Here is a 15289-nt window from a genome sequence, read left to right as displayed (position 1 = left end):
GAACTCCCATGCAGAACGACATTCCCGCCGACGACGGCGTCGAGCCCATCGCCATCGTCGGGCTCGCCGCCCGCCTCCCCGGCGCGGCCGACGTCGACGAGTTCTGGCGCAACCTGGTCGACGGCGTGGAGTCGACGACCGAGCTGACCCGCGAGGAGCAGCTCGCCCGCGGCGCCCAGCCGCAGGAGGTCGACGACCCGGGCTGGGTCAACCGCGCCCCGCTGGTGGACGGCTACGACCAGTTCGACGCCGGCCTGTTCGGGATGACCGCCCGCGAGGCCGAGATCACCGACCCGCAGCACCGGCTGTTCCTGGAGACCTGCTACACCGCGTTGCAGGACGCCGGCTACGACCCGGGCCGCTACGACGGCGCGGTGGGCGTGTACGCCGGCACCGGCGGCAACACGTACCTGCACCGCAACGTGTTCCGCAACAAGCGGGTCGGGGGGAATCCGCACGGCGCCGTCTCGCTCGCCACCGGCAACTCGCCGAACTACGTGGCCACGAACGTGTCGTACCGGCTGGACCTGCGCGGGCCCAGCATGACCGTGCACACCGCCTGCTCCACCTCGCTGGTGGCGTTCCACCTGGCCTGCGAGGCGCTGCGCAACGGCGAGTGCGACATGGCCCTGGCCGGCGGCGTCAACATCGAGCTGCCGCACGTCGGCTACCTCGGCATGGACGGCTTCACCTCGCCGGACGGGCGGTGCCGGCCGTTCGACGCCGGAGCGAACGGCACGGTGTGGGGCAGCGGCGTCGGCGTGACGCTGCTCAAGCGGCTCTCCGACGCGATCGCCGACGGCGACACCATCCGCGCGGTCGTGCTCGGCAACGCGATCAACAACGACGGCGCCGGGAAGGTCGGCTTCACCGCCCCCAGCATCGACGGGCAGATGGAGGCCGTCGCCCAGGCCGTCGAGCTGGCCGGCGTCGACCCGCGCAGCATCAGCTATGTGGAGGCGCACGGCACCGGCACCGCGCTCGGCGACCCGATCGAGGTCGCCGCGCTGTCCGCCGTCTACACCAAGGACACCGACGAGCGCGGCTGGTGCGGCATCGGCTCGGTGAAGTCGAACATCGGCCACCTCAGCCAGCCCTCCGGCATCGTCAGCGTGATCAAGACGGTGCTGGCGATGGAGCACGGGCTGATCCCGCCGACCATCAACTACGAGACGCCGAACCCGGCCATCGACTTCGCCGACACCCCGTTCTACGTGGCGAACACGCTGACCAAGTGGGACACCGACGGCGGACCGCGCCGGGCCGGCGTCAGCTCCTTCGGCATCGGCGGCACCAACGCCCACGTGGTGCTGGAGGAGGCCCCGGCCGCGGGGCGGCACGAGCCGTCCGCCCGCCCGGCGCACCTGCTCCAGGTGTCGGCGAAGACGCCGACCGCGTTGGACACCGCCGTGCGGCGGCTCGCCGACCACCTGGAGAGCGGCAGCGACGTGGCGCTCGCCGACGTGGCGCACACGCTGCGCGTCGGCCGCCAGGTGTACGCCCACCGTGCCGCCGTCGTCGCCGGTGACCCGGTGTCCGCCGCCGCCGCGCTGCGCGAGCGGCGCAAGGGCCACCGGGGCGTCGCCGACGGCCCCGCGCCCCGGGTGGCGTTCCTGTTCAGCGGCCAGGGCTCGCAGTACGCCGGGATGGGCGCCGAACTGTACGGGCAGGACAGCGCGTACGCCGCCGCCGTCGACGAGTGCGCCGAACTGCTCCGCCCCGAGCTGGGGCTGGACATCCGCGACCTGATCCTCGGCCGCGACCCGGAGGCGGCGGACAAGCTCACCGAGACCCGCTACACCCAGCCCGCCCTGTTCACAGTCGAGTACGCCCTCGCCGCCGCCTGGCGGGCCGCCGGTGTCACCCCGGCCGCGATGATCGGCCACTCCATCGGCGAGTACGTCGCCGCGACGGTCGCCGGGGTGCTCGACCTCGCCGACGCGCTGCGCGTGGTGGCCGCCCGGGGCCGCCTCATGCACTCCCTGCCCGCCGGCTCGATGCTGGCGGTCACGCTCGACGAGTCGGAGGTGACCGGCAAGCTGCCCGAGGGCCTGTCGGTGGCCACGGTCAACGGCCCCGGCACCTGTGTGGTCGCCGGTGAGACGGCGCTCGTGGAGGAGTTCGCGGCGAGCCTCGGCGGCAAGAACAAGTCGAAGCTGCTGCGCACCTCGCACGCGTTCCACTCGCCGATGACGGACCCGATCCTGGACGAGTTCACCGCGCTGATGGCCACAGTGCCGCTGCGCGCCCCGGCGGTGCCGTTCGTCTCGAACGTGACAGGCACCTGGATCACCGAGGCGCAGGCCACCGACCCGGCGTACTGGGCCGCACACCTGCGCCGCCCGGTCCGCTTCGGCGCGTGCGTGGCGACGCTGCTCGCCGAGGGCACCTGGGCGCTCGTCGAGTGCGGCCCCGGCCGGCAGCTGGCCAACCTGGCCCGGATGCAGATCGCCAAGGCCGGCGAGGCACAGCGCGCGCTGACCCCGCTGGGCAGCCTGCCCGGCCCCGGCGAGCAGACCGGTGACGTGGCCGCGCTGCTCGGCACGGCCGGCGCGCTCTGGTGCGCCGGGGTGCCGGTGAGCGTCCCGGCCGACCCGCACGCGCGGCGGGTGCCGCTGCCCACGTACCCGTTCGAGCGGCGCCGCTACTGGATCGACCCGGACCCGGAGCAGGAGCTGGCTGCGGCGCCCGCCGAGACCGGCCCCCGCCCGCTGCCGGAGTGGTTCGCGGTGCCGGCGTGGCGGCAGGCCCCGCCGGTCCGCACGGCCGAGCCGCTGGGCCGCTGCCTGGTGCTGGCCGACGGCCCGCGCGGCGAGGCGCTCGTGGCCGCGTTGCGCGCCGCCGGCGACGACCCGGTCGAGGTACGCGCCGGCGAGGCGTTCACCGCCACGGCGAACGGCTTCCGGCTGCGCCCCGGCGTACGCGCCGACGCCGAGGAACTGGTCGCCGCGCTCGGCGCCGACCTGCCCCGGCGGATCGTGCACGCGTTCGCGCTCGACGGCGACCCGGCCGGCACCGACGCGGCGGCCGCCTGGGCGGCGCAGGAGCGCGGCTTCTTCGGCGCGCTGCACCTGGTGCAGGCCCTGGCCGGCGCCGGTGTGACGGCCGACGAGGCGGGCGTCCGCCTGGACCTGGTCACCGCCGGCATCGGCGACGTACGCGGCGACGACCTGACCCGCCCGGAGCACGCCACGCTGGCCGGCCTGGCCCGGGTGCTCCCGGCCGAGCTGCCCGGCCTGACCGTGCGGCTGCTCGACACCGACCCGGCCGCGCGCGGCGTGGCCGCCCTGGTGGCCGAGCTGCGCAGCCCGGTCGACGCCGAGCACCCGGAGGTGGCGCTGCGCGGCGACCGCCGCTGGCTGGCCGGCTACGAGCAGGTCACAGTTGCCGCCGAGGACGAGCCGGGCGTGCTGCGCGAGGAGGGCCGGTACCTGATCACCGGCGGTCTCGGCGGCATCGGCGTCACCCTCGCCGAGGACTTCGCCCGCCGGGTCCGCGCCAAGCTGGTCCTGCTGGCCCGTTCCGGGCTGCCCGAGCGGGACGAGTGGGACGCGCACCTCGCGGTGCACGGCGGCGCCGACCGGGCCGGGCGGGCCATCGCGGCGATCCGCCGGATGGAGGCCGCGGGCGCCGAGGTGCTGGTGCTCGCCGCCGACGTCACCGACGCCGACGACCTGCGCCGGGTCCGCGACGAGGCGGAGCGCCGATTCGGCGGGCTGGACGGCATCGTGCACGCCGCCGGTCTGCCCGGCGGTGGCATGGCCGAGGTGAAGGACCGCGACGAGGCGCGGCGCGTGCTGGCGCCGAAGCTGGCCGGCACCCTGGCGCTGGCCCGGGTCTTCGGCGACCTGCCGCTGGACTTCGTGGTGCTCTGCTCCTCGATCACCGCGGTGATCGGCGGGTTCGGCCAGGTCGACTACTGCGCCGCGAACAACTTCCTGGACGCGTTCGCGCGCTCCGGCACCGGGTTCCGCGCGCCGGTGGTGTCGCAGAACTGGGGCGGCTGGGCCGAGGTCGGCATGGCGGTGGAGACCGCCGCGCCTGCCGCGTTCCGGGCCGCCGGGCGGGACACCGTGACCACGGCGGTCGCCCACCCGGTGCTCACCACCATGGTGGCCGGCCCGGACGGCACGGTGCTGCACGGCCTGGTCTCGGCGGACACCCACTGGCTGCTCGACGAGCACCGGATCGGCGGGGTGCCGGTGGTGCCGGGCACCGCCCACCTGGAGTCGGTGCGCGCCGCGGTGGTCGCGGCGCTGCCCGCGCCGGGGCCGGACGCCGCGGTGGAGCTGCGGGACGTGGTGTTCCTGGAGCCGTTCTCGGTGCCGGACGGCACCGTGGCCCAGTACCGGGTCGAGCTGACCCCGGCCGAGGACGGCACCGACTTCGCCGTCGCCAGCCTCGCCGCCGGCCAGGCGCGCACCCACGTCCGCGGCACCGCCGGGTGGACCACCGACGCGGCGCCGCCGGCCGCCGTGCCCGCGGTGGCCGGGCGGCGGGTCGACGACGACGCCTCGTTCGGCCGGGGACGCACCAGCATGCTCACGTTCGGGCCGCGCTGGGCGGCGCTGGCCGAGCACCACCTCGCCGACGGCGAGGAACTGGCCCGGGTGCACGCACCCGCCGCCGCGGTCGGCGACCTGCCCTCCTGGGGCATGCACCCGGCGCTGCTGGACGTGGCCACCGCGTTCGGCCGCGGGCAGGGCTCCGGCACCTACCTGCCGCTGTCGTACGGCCGGATCGTGGTGCGCGGCGCGCTGCCGGCGACGTTCCACAGTCACCTGCGGCACCGGCCCGCCGCCACCGACGAGGTGGTCGCCGCCGACCTGTCGCTGCGCGACCCGGACGGGCGGGAGCTGGTCGCGATCAGCGACTTCGTGCTGCGCCGGGTCGACCAGGGCGCGGTCACCGGCAACCTGGCCGAGGCCCCGGCGGCGGACGCGGACGCCGCGGCACCGGTCACCGAGGACATCCGCCCGGTCGACGGCGCGGAGGCGTTCCGCCGCAGCCTCGCCGCCGGCCTCGGCGCCCAGGTGGTGATCACCACCCGCACCGTCGCCGACATCCGGCACCGGGCGGCCCGGGTCACCACCGACAGCCTCGCCGAGGAGACCGACGTGCCGGCCGGCCCGACCGCGGCCAGCGGCGGCGGCTCGGCAGCGCCCGGCACCGAGCTGGAGAAGACGATCGCCCAGGTGTGGCGCGACGGCCTCGGCGTCACCGACGTCGGCGTGGACGACGACTTCTTCGCCCTCGGCGGCAACTCGCTGGTGGCCGTGCAGCTCATCGCCGCCATGCGCAAGGCGACAGGCGTACGGCTGCCGATGCGCAGCCTCTTCGAGACCCCCACGGTGGCCGGCCTGGCCGCCCGGATCGAGGAGCTGCGCGCCGAGGCGCCCGCCGACGCACCGGCCGCCCCGGCGGCGATCCCGGCCATCCCGCGGCTGCCCCGCGGCTGACACCCCCGACCAGAACCAGGAGACACCGCACCATGAGCGAGACAACCACGACGCTGCCGGTGGTCGTCGAGAGCGACGGCCGGGCGCTGACCGACCTGATCACGGCCCGGCGTGCCGAGCTGCGGGACACCCTCGTCGCGAGCGGAGGGCTGCTGTTCCGGGGCTTCGACGTGGGCGGCGTGGACGGCTTCGACCAGGCCGTCCGCGCACTGGCTGGCGAGCCGCTGACCTACACCGAGCGCTCCTCGCCCCGGCACTCCATCAAGGGCCGGGTCTACACCTCGACCGACTACCCGCCGGACGAGGAGATCTTCCTGCACAACGAGAACTCGTACCAGGCGCGCTGGCCGCTGACGCTGTTCTTCTACTGCGTCACGCCGCCGCAGACCCAGGGCGCCACGCCGCTGGCCGACGTGCGCCGGGTGTACGAGCTGATCGACCCGGCGGTCCGCGAGGAGTTCGTCCGCCGCCGGTGGATGCTGGTGCGCAACTTCCACGGCGACTTCGGCACCCGCTGGCAGGAGGTGTTCAACACCGAGAGCCGCGCCGAGGTCGAGGCGTACGCGGCTGACAACGGGATCACAGTGGAGTGGGTCGGCAAGGACGGCCTGCGTACCCGCGCGGTCCGCGACGCGGTGCACCACCGGCCCGGCTCGGACACCCCGCGCTGGTTCAACCACGCCACCTTCTTCCACCTCAGCACCCTGCCGGCCGACTACCAGGAGGGGCTGCTGGCCATGTTCGGCGCCGACGGGTTGCCGTCGAACACCTACTACGGCGACGGCGGCGAGATCCCCGCCGACGTCATGGACCACCTGCGCGCCGCCTACCGGGCCGCGACGGTCCGCTTCGACTACCAGCGCGACGACGTGCTGGTGGTGGACAACATGACCGCCGCGCACGGCCGGGAACCGTTCACCGGTCCCCGCAAGATCGCCGTGGCGATGGCCGAGCCGTACACCCCCGAGAACGCAGGAGCGAACTGACATGGCCGAATCCCGATTCCTGGTCGTCCGCAACGACGAGGAGCAGTACTCGATCTGGTCGGCCGACCGGGACCTGCCCGCCGGCTGGCACGACACCGGTTTCGCCGGCAGCCGCGAGGAGTGCCTGGCCCACGTCGACGAGGTCTGGACCGACATGCGTCCCCGCTCGGTGCGCGAGGCCCTCTCATGACGCAGGAGTGGACCTTCCCGGCCTCCTACGCCCAGGAGCGGGTGTGGATGGCCAACCAGCTCGACGCCGGGTCGCCGGTGTTCAACGTGTCCTTCCCGTGGCTGTTCCCGGCCGACGTGGACGCGGACACGGCCGGCGACGTGGTCAACCGGGTCATCGCCCGGCACGAGGCGCTGCGTACCCACCTGCGGACCGACGACGGCGTGCTGGTGCAGGTCGTGCGCGCCCACGAGCCGGCGCCGCTGCCCGTCACCGACATCACCCACCTGCCGGCCGGTGAGCAGCGGCCCGAGTTCGAGCGCATCCGCGGCGAGATGGCCCGCACGCCGATCCCGCTGGACGCGGCGCCGCTGTGGCGGGCCCGGCTGATCCGGATGGAGGAGGGGCTGGCGCTGGCGTTCGTGGTGCACCACGCCGTCTTCGACAGCCACTCGGCTGTGCTGCTCCACGCCGAGCTGGTCGCGTTCTGCGAGGCCGCGCGCACCGGCGCCGAGCCCGCCGTGCCCGAGCTGCCCATCCAGCACGCGGACTTCGCGGTCTGGCAGCGCCAGCAGCTCACCGGCGAGGAGCTGGACCGGCAGCTCGCGTTCTGGACCGGTCACCTGGCCGGGGCGCCGCCGGTCACCGGCCTGCCGCTGGACCGGCCCCGCCCGGCCCAGCTCGGCTTCGCCGGTGACGAGGTACGCTTCACGCTGCCCGACGGGCTGCTGGACCGCATCGGCGCGCTGGCCACCGGCGCGCAGGCCACCCCGTACATGGTGCTGCTGGCGGGTTTCGCGGCGCTGCTGTCGCGGATCTCCGGCGACGCCGACGTGGTGGTCGGCGTCTCCACCGCGGGCCGGGACAACCCGGAGCTGACGCCGCTGATCGGCATGTTCGTCAACCCGGTGGCGCTGCGCTGCGACGTCTCCGGCGACCCGACGTTCGCTGCGCTGCTGGGCCGCGTCCGCAACGGCCTGATCGACGCCATGGAGCACGGGCAGACGCCGTTCCAGAAGATCGTCGAGGCGGTCGATCCACAGCGTGACCCGTCGGTGCAGCCGATCTTCCAGACCGCGCTGAACTGGATCCCGGACTCCGGCCTCGACCCGGTCGAGCTGGGCACGACGAAGGACGACCTGGCCTTCGACATCACCACCGGCGACTGCCGCCTGGTGTACCGCACCGAGCTGTTCGACAGGTCCACCGCCGAGACCGTGGTCCGCCGCTACGTACGGCTGCTCGCCGCCGCCGTCGCCGAGCCGGAGCGTACGGTCGGCGCGCTGCCGCTGCTCACCGACACCGAGCGGGACCGGGTGCTCGGCGCCTGGAACGACACCGCCCACGACGTGCCGGTGACCACTGTGGTCGACGAGGTGCAGCGGCAGGCCGCCGCCACCCCGGATGCGGCGGCGCTGGTCTGCGACGGCGTGACGCTCGGCTACGGCGAGCTGAACACCGCCGCGAACCGGCTGGCCCGGCTGCTGGTGGCGCGCGGCGCCGGCCCGGAGACCCGGGTCGCGCTGGCGCTGCCCCGCTCCTGTGATCTGGTCGTGGCGATGCTGGCGGTGCTCAAGGCCGGCGCCGCGTACGTGCCGGTGGACACCGCGTATCCGGCCGGCCGGATCGCGTACCTCGTGGAGGACGCCGCGCCCGCGCTGGTGGTGACCGCGCCGGACACGGCCGGCCTGGTGCCCGGCGACGCGCTGGTGCTCGACGGCGAGGTCGGCTCGGACCAGTCCGGCGACGACCTCACCGACGCCGACCGGGTCGCGCCGCTGCGCCCGGAGCACCCGGCGTACGTGCTCCACACCTCCGGCTCCACCGGCCGCCCGAAGGGCGTGGTGGTCGAGCACCGGGCGGTCACCGCGTACCTGGCCTGGGCCCGCGCCACCTACCCGGGGCTGGCCGGGGTGGCGCTGCTGCACTCGCCGGTGTCGTTCGACCTGACCGTCACCGGTCTGCTCGGCACGCTCACCGCCGGCGGCACGGTACGGCTCGCCGCGATCGACGAGCCCGCCGCCCGCGCCGGTGGCCGGCCCGCGTTCCTCAAGGTCACGCCGAGCCACCTGCCGCTGCTCGACGGCGAGCTGTCGCCGACGGCCGACCTGGTGATCGGCGGCGAGGCGCTGACCGGGGAGCAGCTCGCCGCCTGGCGGGCCGCGCACCCCGACGTGGCGGTGATCAACGAGTACGGCCCGACGGAGGCCACAGTGGGCTGCGTCGCGGCCCGCATCGCCCCGGGCGAGCCGGTCCCGGCCGGTCCGGTGCCGATCGGCACGCCCACCTGGAACACCCGGGCGCTGCTGCTCGACGCCGCGCTGCGGCCGGTGCCGCCGGGCGTGGTGGGGGAGCTGTACGTCACCGGCACCCAGCTCGCCCGCGGCTACCACGACCGGCCCGCCCTGACCGCCGAGCGGTTCCTGCCCTGCCCGTACGGCCCGCCCGGCGCCCGGATGTACGCCACCGGCGACCTGGCCCGCTGGCGTGCCGACGGCACGCTGGACTACCTGGGCCGCCGCGACGACCAGGTCAAGGTGCGCGGCATGCGGATCGAGCTGGGCGAGGTCGAGGCGGCGCTGCTGGCCCACCCGGACGTGCGCGCCGCCGCCGCTGCGGTCCGCACCGAGGGCGGTGAGCCGACGCTCGTCGGCTACCTGGTGGGCCCGGCCCACGAGGACTCGGTCCGTGCCGAACTGGCCCGCGAACTGCCCGCGCACCTGGTGCCGGCCGCTCTGGTCCGGCTGGGCGCGCTGCCGCTCACGCCCAACGGCAAGCTGGACCGCGCCGCGCTGCCCGCCCCGGCGGCGGCCGAGCAGGCCCAGGACAGCTACGTCGCGCCCCGCACCGAGGCCGAGGGTCTGGTCGCCGAGGTGTACGCCGAGATCCTCCAGGTGGAGAAGGTCGGTGCCCTGGACGACTTCTTCGCCCTCGGTGGCAACTCGCTGCGCGGCATGCGGGCGATGGCCCGGATCCGCGCCGAGGTGGACGTCGACCTGCCCATGCGGGCGCTGTTCAGCAGCCCTGTGGTGGCGGAACTGGCCGCCCAGATCGAACAGCGGATCGCCGCCGAAATCGACGGGCTCTCCGACACCGAGGTCGCCGCGCTGCTCGCGGCGGAAGAGGGAACCAACTGATGACCGACCTGAAGGATCCGGCCCGCGAGGCGGCCCGGCAGGCGCTGATCGCCCGACGGCTACGCGCCCGCCAGACCGCCCCCGCGGCCCGGATCACCCCCCGCCCGTCCGGCGCGGAGGTGCCGCTGTCCTACGCCCAGGAGCGGGTCTGGTTCATGGACCAGCTCGCCCCGGGCGAGGCGGCGTACCACATCGCGGTGCCGCTGCGGGTACGCGGACCACTCGACGTGGACGCGCTGCGCGCCGCCCTGACCGCGCTCGCCGACCGGCACGAGTCGCAGCGCACCCGCTTCCCGGCCGACGTCGACGGCCGTCCCACAGTGGTCGTCGCGGACACGGCCGACGTGCCGCTCACAGTGGTGGAGGCGTCCGACGAGGCCGCCGCGCAGGCGCTCGTCGACGCGGCGGCGGCCGAGCCGTTCGATCTGGCCAACGGGCCGCTGCTGCGGGCCCTGCTGATCCGGCTGACCGCCGACGACCACGTGCTGTTCCTCGCCCAGCACCACATCGTCGGCGACGGCTGGTCGGTGGACGTGCTGCTGCGCGACCTGATCACGCTCTACCGGGGCGGCGAGCCGCCCGCCCTGCCGATCCAGTACGGCGACTTCGCCGTCTGGGAGGCCCAGGAGCTGGACGGCCCGCAGGCCCGGGCGCACGTCGACTACTGGAAGCAGCGGCTGGCCGGCATCACCCCGCTGGAACTGCCGCTGGACCGGCCCCGCCCGGCCACCCAGACCTACCGGGGTGACTTCGTCGAGTTCCAGCTCGACCCGTCCGCCACCGAGACGCTCAACGCGCTCACCCGGGACAGCGGCGGCACCCTGTTCATGACGCTGCTCGCCGCGTACCAGGTGCTGCTGGCCCGGCACGCCGGCCAGGACGACTTCGCCATCGGCGCGTCGGTGGCCGGCCGGTCCGCGCCGGAGCTGGAGAACGTCGTCGGCATGTTCATCAACATGCTGCCGCTGCGCGCCGACCTGGCCGACGATCCGACGTTCGCCGAGCTGCTGGAGCGCACCCGCCGTACCGTGCTCGACGGGTTCGAGCACGCCGAGGTGCCGTTCGCCAAGGTGGTCCACGAGCTGGGCCTGCCGCGCGACGTCAGCCGCTCCCCGGTGTTCCAGACCATGTTCGTGCTCCAGAACTACGAGATGGGCCGCTTCCGCGGCGTGTCCCGCACCGACGAGGTCACGTTCTCCTGGACCCCGATGGAGTTGCAGGCCACCCGGTTCGACTTCGAGCTGCACGCGGTGGAGACCGTCGACGGGCTCTGGGGCAAGCTGGTCTTCAACACCGACCTGTTCGACCGGGCCACGGTGGAGCGGATGGCGCAGCGGTGGACCGCGCTGCTGGACGCCGTCGTCGCCGCGCCGGACACCCCGGTGTCCCGGCTGCCGCTGCTGCCCGCCGCCGAGCGGGACCTGCTGGCCGCCTGGAACGACACCACAGCCGACTTCCCGCGCGCCGAGACGCTGCACGGCCCGATCGAGGAGCGCGCCGCGGCCACCCCGGACGCGGTCGCGGTCACCATCGACGGGCACAGCCGCACGTACGCCGAGCTGAACGCGCAGGCCAACCGCGTCGCGCACCGGCTGCGTGCGGCCGGCGTCGGCCCGGAGACCCTGGTCGGGGTGTGCGCGGAACGGTCGGTGGAACTGGTCGCCGGCCTGCTCGGCGTGCTCAAGGCCGGCGGCGCGTACCTGCCGCTGGACCCGGAGTACCCGGCCGACCGGCTCGCGTTCATGGTCGGCGACGCGGACGCGCCTGTGGTGCTCGTTCAGTCGCACCTGCGCGACGTGCTGCCCGACACCGGCGCCACGGTGCTCGAACTCGACGACGCCACGGTCTGGGCCGACCGGCCCGACACCGACCCGGCACCGGCCGCCGGGCCGGAGAACCTGGCGTACGTCATCTACACCTCCGGGTCCACCGGCCGCCCGAAGGGCGTGCCGAACACACACCGGGGCATCGTCAACCGGCTCGACTGGATGCAGAAGACGTACGGCCTCGGCGCCGACGACGCGGTGCTCCAGAAGACCCCGGCCAGCTTCGACGTGTCGGTGTGGGAGTTCTTCTGGCCGCTGCGCACCGGCGCCCGCCTGGTGCTGGCCAAGCCCGGCGGCCACAAGGACGCCGGGTACCTGCGTGACCTGCTGGTGTCCGAGCGGATCACCACCGCCCACTTCGTCCCGTCGATGCTGACCGTCTTCCTCGCCGAGGACGGCGTGGAGGCGGCCACCGCGCTGCGGCGGGTGATCTGCTCCGGCGAGGAGCTGCCGCTGGCCTCGGCCACCGACTTCACCGCCCGGCTGCCCTGGTGCGGCCTGCACAACCTGTACGGCCCGACCGAGGCGGCCATCGACGTGACCGCCTGGGCGTGCGAGCCGGACCGGCTCGCGCAGGTGACGAGCGTGCCGATCGGCGCGCCGATCGCCAACCTGCGGCTGCACGTGCTCGACCCGTCCGGCGCGCAGTGCCCGGTCGGGGTGGCCGGTGAGCTGCACATCGGCGGTGCCGGGCTGGCCCGCGGCTACCACCGCCGACCGGCGCTGACCGCGGAGAAGTTCGTCCCCGATCCGTTCGCCGAGGAGCCGGGCGCCCGTCTCTACCGCACCGGCGACCTGGCCCGCTGGGTCGTCGGCCCGGACGGCGCCGGGGTGATCGAGTTCCTGGGCCGCATCGACCACCAGGTCAAGCTGCGCGGTCTGCGCATCGAGCTGGGCGAGATCGAGAGCGCGCTGCGCGATCAGCCGGGCGTCACCGAGGCGACGGTGATCGTCCGCGAGGACAGCCCGGGCGACAAGCGGCTCACCGCGTACCTGGTGGGGGAGGCCGAGCACGCCGCGCTGAAGGCGGCGCTGAAGGACACGCTGCCCGAGTACATGGTGCCGGCCGCGTTCGTCACGCTCGACGCGCTGCCGCTGACCCCCAACGGCAAGCTGGACCGCAAGGCGCTGCCCGCGCCGGTGGTCACCCGCGAGGCGTCGGTGGCGCTCGTGGAGCCGCGCGACGACACCGAGCGGGCGCTCGCCGCGATCTGGTCCGAGGTGCTCGGCGTGGACACGCTCGGCATCGACGACGACTTCTTCGACCTGGGCGGGCACTCGATGCTCGCCACCCAGGTCGTCGCCAAGATCCGCAAGGCGGAGCTGGGCGGCCGGGCGGTCGGCGTGATGGACCTGTTCCAGCAGCGCACCATCCGCGACCTCGCCGCGTTCATCTCCGGCGACGCCGCGCAGGAAGGGCCGCGCCGGCTGCTCTACGAGCTGACCAAGCCGATCCCGGCGGGCAAGCGGGTGCTGACGTACGTCTGCGTCCCGTACGGCGGCGGCAGCGCCATCGTCTACCAGCCGCTGGCCGACGCGCTGCCGGCCGGGTACGGGCTGTGGTCGCTGGCGATCCCCGGCCACGACGTGGGTCTGAGTGAGGACGCGCTGCCGTTCGACGAGCTGACCAGCCGGGTGGCCGACGAGATCCTGGAGCGGGTCGAGGGGCCGATCGCCCTGTACGGCCACTGCGGCGTGGGCAGCGCCATCCTCGCCGACGTGGCCCGCAAGGTCGAGGCGGCCGGCCGGGAACTGGAGGCCGTCTACATCGGCGCCATGTTCCCCTTCGCCCGCCCGAAGGGCGTGATCGCGGCACTCCGCGACCGCCTCGAGCGGCTCAGCAGCAACAGGCACTCCGCGAGCTGGCTCAAGTCGATGGGTGTGGACACCGACGAGCTGGACCCGGAGCAGGCCGACCGGATCATCAGCAACATGCGGGCCGACTCCCGCGCCTCGGAGGAGTACTTCACCCGGCTGCTGGACCAGCAGGCGGCGAAGCTCCGGACGCCGATCATCTCGGTGGTCGGCTCCGAGGACCCGGTGACCGACTACTACCGCGAGCGGTACGCCGAGTGGCAGTTCCTCAGCGACACGCTCGGCCTCGTCGTCCTCGACCAGGCCGGGCACTTCTTCCTCAAGTACCGCGCCGAGGAACTGGCCGAGATCGTCACGCAGGTGCACCCGGCGGTGGTCGCCGGTGACGTCAGCGCGCTGACGCCGGAGGCCCGGGGTGAGGACGCCGGCTGGGTGGTGGCCGACACGCTGCGGGTGGGTGAGGACCGCAAGCCCACCAAGACGGTCAAGCCGAGCATGGGCCGGTTCATGGCCATCACGACTGGTCAGCTCATCTCCAGCACCGGTTCCGCGCTGACCGCGTTCGCGCTGCCGATCTGGCTGTTCAACCGCACCGGCTCGGTGGCGAACCTCGGCCTGCTCTGGGCGCTCGCGCTGATCTGCGGCGTGCTCATGCTGCCGGTGGCCGGCGCGCTGGTCGACCGGGTCAGCCGGCGCCGGATCATGATGACGGCGAGCTGCTTCGCCGGGTCCGTCCAGCTCGTGCTGGCGGCCCTGTTGTGGACCGACAACCTGGTGCTCTGGCACATCTACATGCTGGTGGCGCTCAGTTCGGTGGCCGGTTCGTTCCAGCGGATCGCGTTCCAGTCGGCGGTGCCGCAGCTGGTGCCCAAGCGCTACCTCGGGCACGCCATGGGCATCACCCAGCTGTCCACCGGTGTGGCCACGCTGCTCATGCCGGCGTTCGCGGCCGGCCTGCTCGCCACCATCGAGCTGAAGGGCATCCTGCTGGTCGACGTGGCCAGCTACGTGTTCGCGGTGCTCACCCTCGCCGTGGTCCGCTTCCCGGACGCGCTGGGCTGGCGGCCCCGGGAACGGCTGCTGGTGGCCATCGCCAACGGCATGCGCTACTCGTGGCGGCACCGCGGGTTCCGGCTGATGCTCGGCTACTTCGCGCTGGGCAACATCTTCCTGGCGCCCGCGCTGGTGCTCATCACGCCGCTGGTGCTGTCGTTCGGCAGCCCGACCCAGGTGGCGCAGGTGGCCCTGGCCGAGGCGGTCGGCGCGGTGCTCGGCGGCGTGCTGATGTCGCTGTGGGGCGGTCCGCGCAAGCGCCGGATGATCGGCGTGCTGATCGGCAACCTGGGCACCGCGATCGGCTGCGTGCTGATCGGCCTGGACGCGTCGGTGGCGATGATCTGCGTCGGCTTCTGCTGGCTGGCCATGTCGATGACCACCGCGCAGTCGATCTACGCGACGATCGTCCAGGTGAAGGTGCCGCAGCGCTTCCACGGCCGGGTGTTCAGCCTCAACCAGACCATCTCCTGGTCGACGCTGCCGATCGGGTTCGCGCTGCTCGCGCCCGGCGCCACCGCGCTGTTCGAGCCGATGCTCGCACCCGGTGGGGCGCTGGCCGGTTCGGTGGGCGCGGTGATCGGCACCGGACCGGGCCGGGGCATCGGTTTCGCGTACATCTGCTTCGGCGCGGCGCTGATCCTCATCACGCTGGGCGGGTTCGCGATCCGGCTGCTGCGCCGGTTCGACCTGGAGGTGGAGGACTCCCTGCCGGACGACCTGATCGGCGCCCAGGAGCGTGAGAAGCGCCTGGCCGCCAAGGCCGAGAAGAAGGAACTCGTCTCGGTCTGACCCCGCCTCCCATCAGGTTGATCAAGGAGTTCGCGTCGGTCCCGGGCTTCCG

General features: G+C 74.1%; 5 protein-coding genes. All 5 read left to right on the top strand.

Going from position 1 to position 15289, the window contains the following annotated elements:
* Nucleotides 1–8 precede the first annotated feature (8 nt).
* From ABD52_RS13045 to ABD52_RS13025, 5 genes are read left to right on the top strand one after another with little or no spacing between them, the layout of a single operon-like run.
* Entirely contained in the window at nucleotides 9–5459 is a 5451-nt protein-coding gene (locus tag ABD52_RS13045; protein ID WP_047891973.1) for a type I polyketide synthase, read from the top strand.
* A 32-nt stretch (nucleotides 5460–5491) separates the two neighbouring features.
* Nucleotides 5492–6445, top strand: coding sequence for a TauD/TfdA family dioxygenase (locus ABD52_RS13040; RefSeq protein ID WP_013285949.1), 954 nt, complete (start codon nucleotides 5492–5494; stop codon nucleotides 6443–6445).
* 1 nt (nucleotide 6446) lies between these two features.
* Entirely contained in the window at nucleotides 6447–6635 is a 189-nt protein-coding gene (locus tag ABD52_RS13035) for an MbtH family NRPS accessory protein (RefSeq protein WP_013477061.1), read from the top strand.
* A complete protein-coding gene (locus ABD52_RS13030; RefSeq protein ID WP_047891972.1) occupies nucleotides 6632–9751 on the top strand; it encodes a non-ribosomal peptide synthetase in 3120 nt (1039 codons plus the stop codon). The genes ABD52_RS13035 and ABD52_RS13030 overlap by 4 nt, the downstream gene beginning before the upstream one ends.
* Nucleotides 9751–15237 carry a non-ribosomal peptide synthetase/MFS transporter gene (locus ABD52_RS13025; protein WP_047891971.1) on the top strand — a complete coding sequence of 1829 codons (5487 nt, stop codon included), beginning with the start codon at nucleotides 9751–9753 and terminating at the stop codon, nucleotides 15235–15237. The genes ABD52_RS13030 and ABD52_RS13025 overlap by 1 nt, the downstream gene beginning before the upstream one ends.
* Nucleotides 15238–15289: the final 52 nt, after the last annotated feature.

It is taken from the genome of Micromonospora sp. RV43 (genome assembly GCF_001029515.1).
Taxonomy (GTDB): domain Bacteria; phylum Actinomycetota; class Actinomycetes; order Mycobacteriales; family Micromonosporaceae; genus Micromonospora; species Micromonospora aurantiaca.
This window is presented reverse-complemented; position numbering and strand designations above follow the sequence as displayed.

Coding starts and splice junctions, on each gene's coding strand:
- ABD52_RS13045 (WP_047891973.1), top strand. CDS start 9: ATGCAGAACGACATTCCCGCCGACGACGGCGTCGAGCCCATCGCCATC.
- ABD52_RS13040 (WP_013285949.1), top strand. CDS start 5,492: ATGAGCGAGACAACCACGACGCTGCCGGTGGTCGTCGAGAGCGACGGC.
- ABD52_RS13035 (WP_013477061.1), top strand. CDS start 6,447: ATGGCCGAATCCCGATTCCTGGTCGTCCGCAACGACGAGGAGCAGTAC.
- ABD52_RS13030 (WP_047891972.1), top strand. CDS start 6,632: ATGACGCAGGAGTGGACCTTCCCGGCCTCCTACGCCCAGGAGCGGGTG.
- ABD52_RS13025 (WP_047891971.1), top strand. CDS start 9,751: ATGACCGACCTGAAGGATCCGGCCCGCGAGGCGGCCCGGCAGGCGCTG.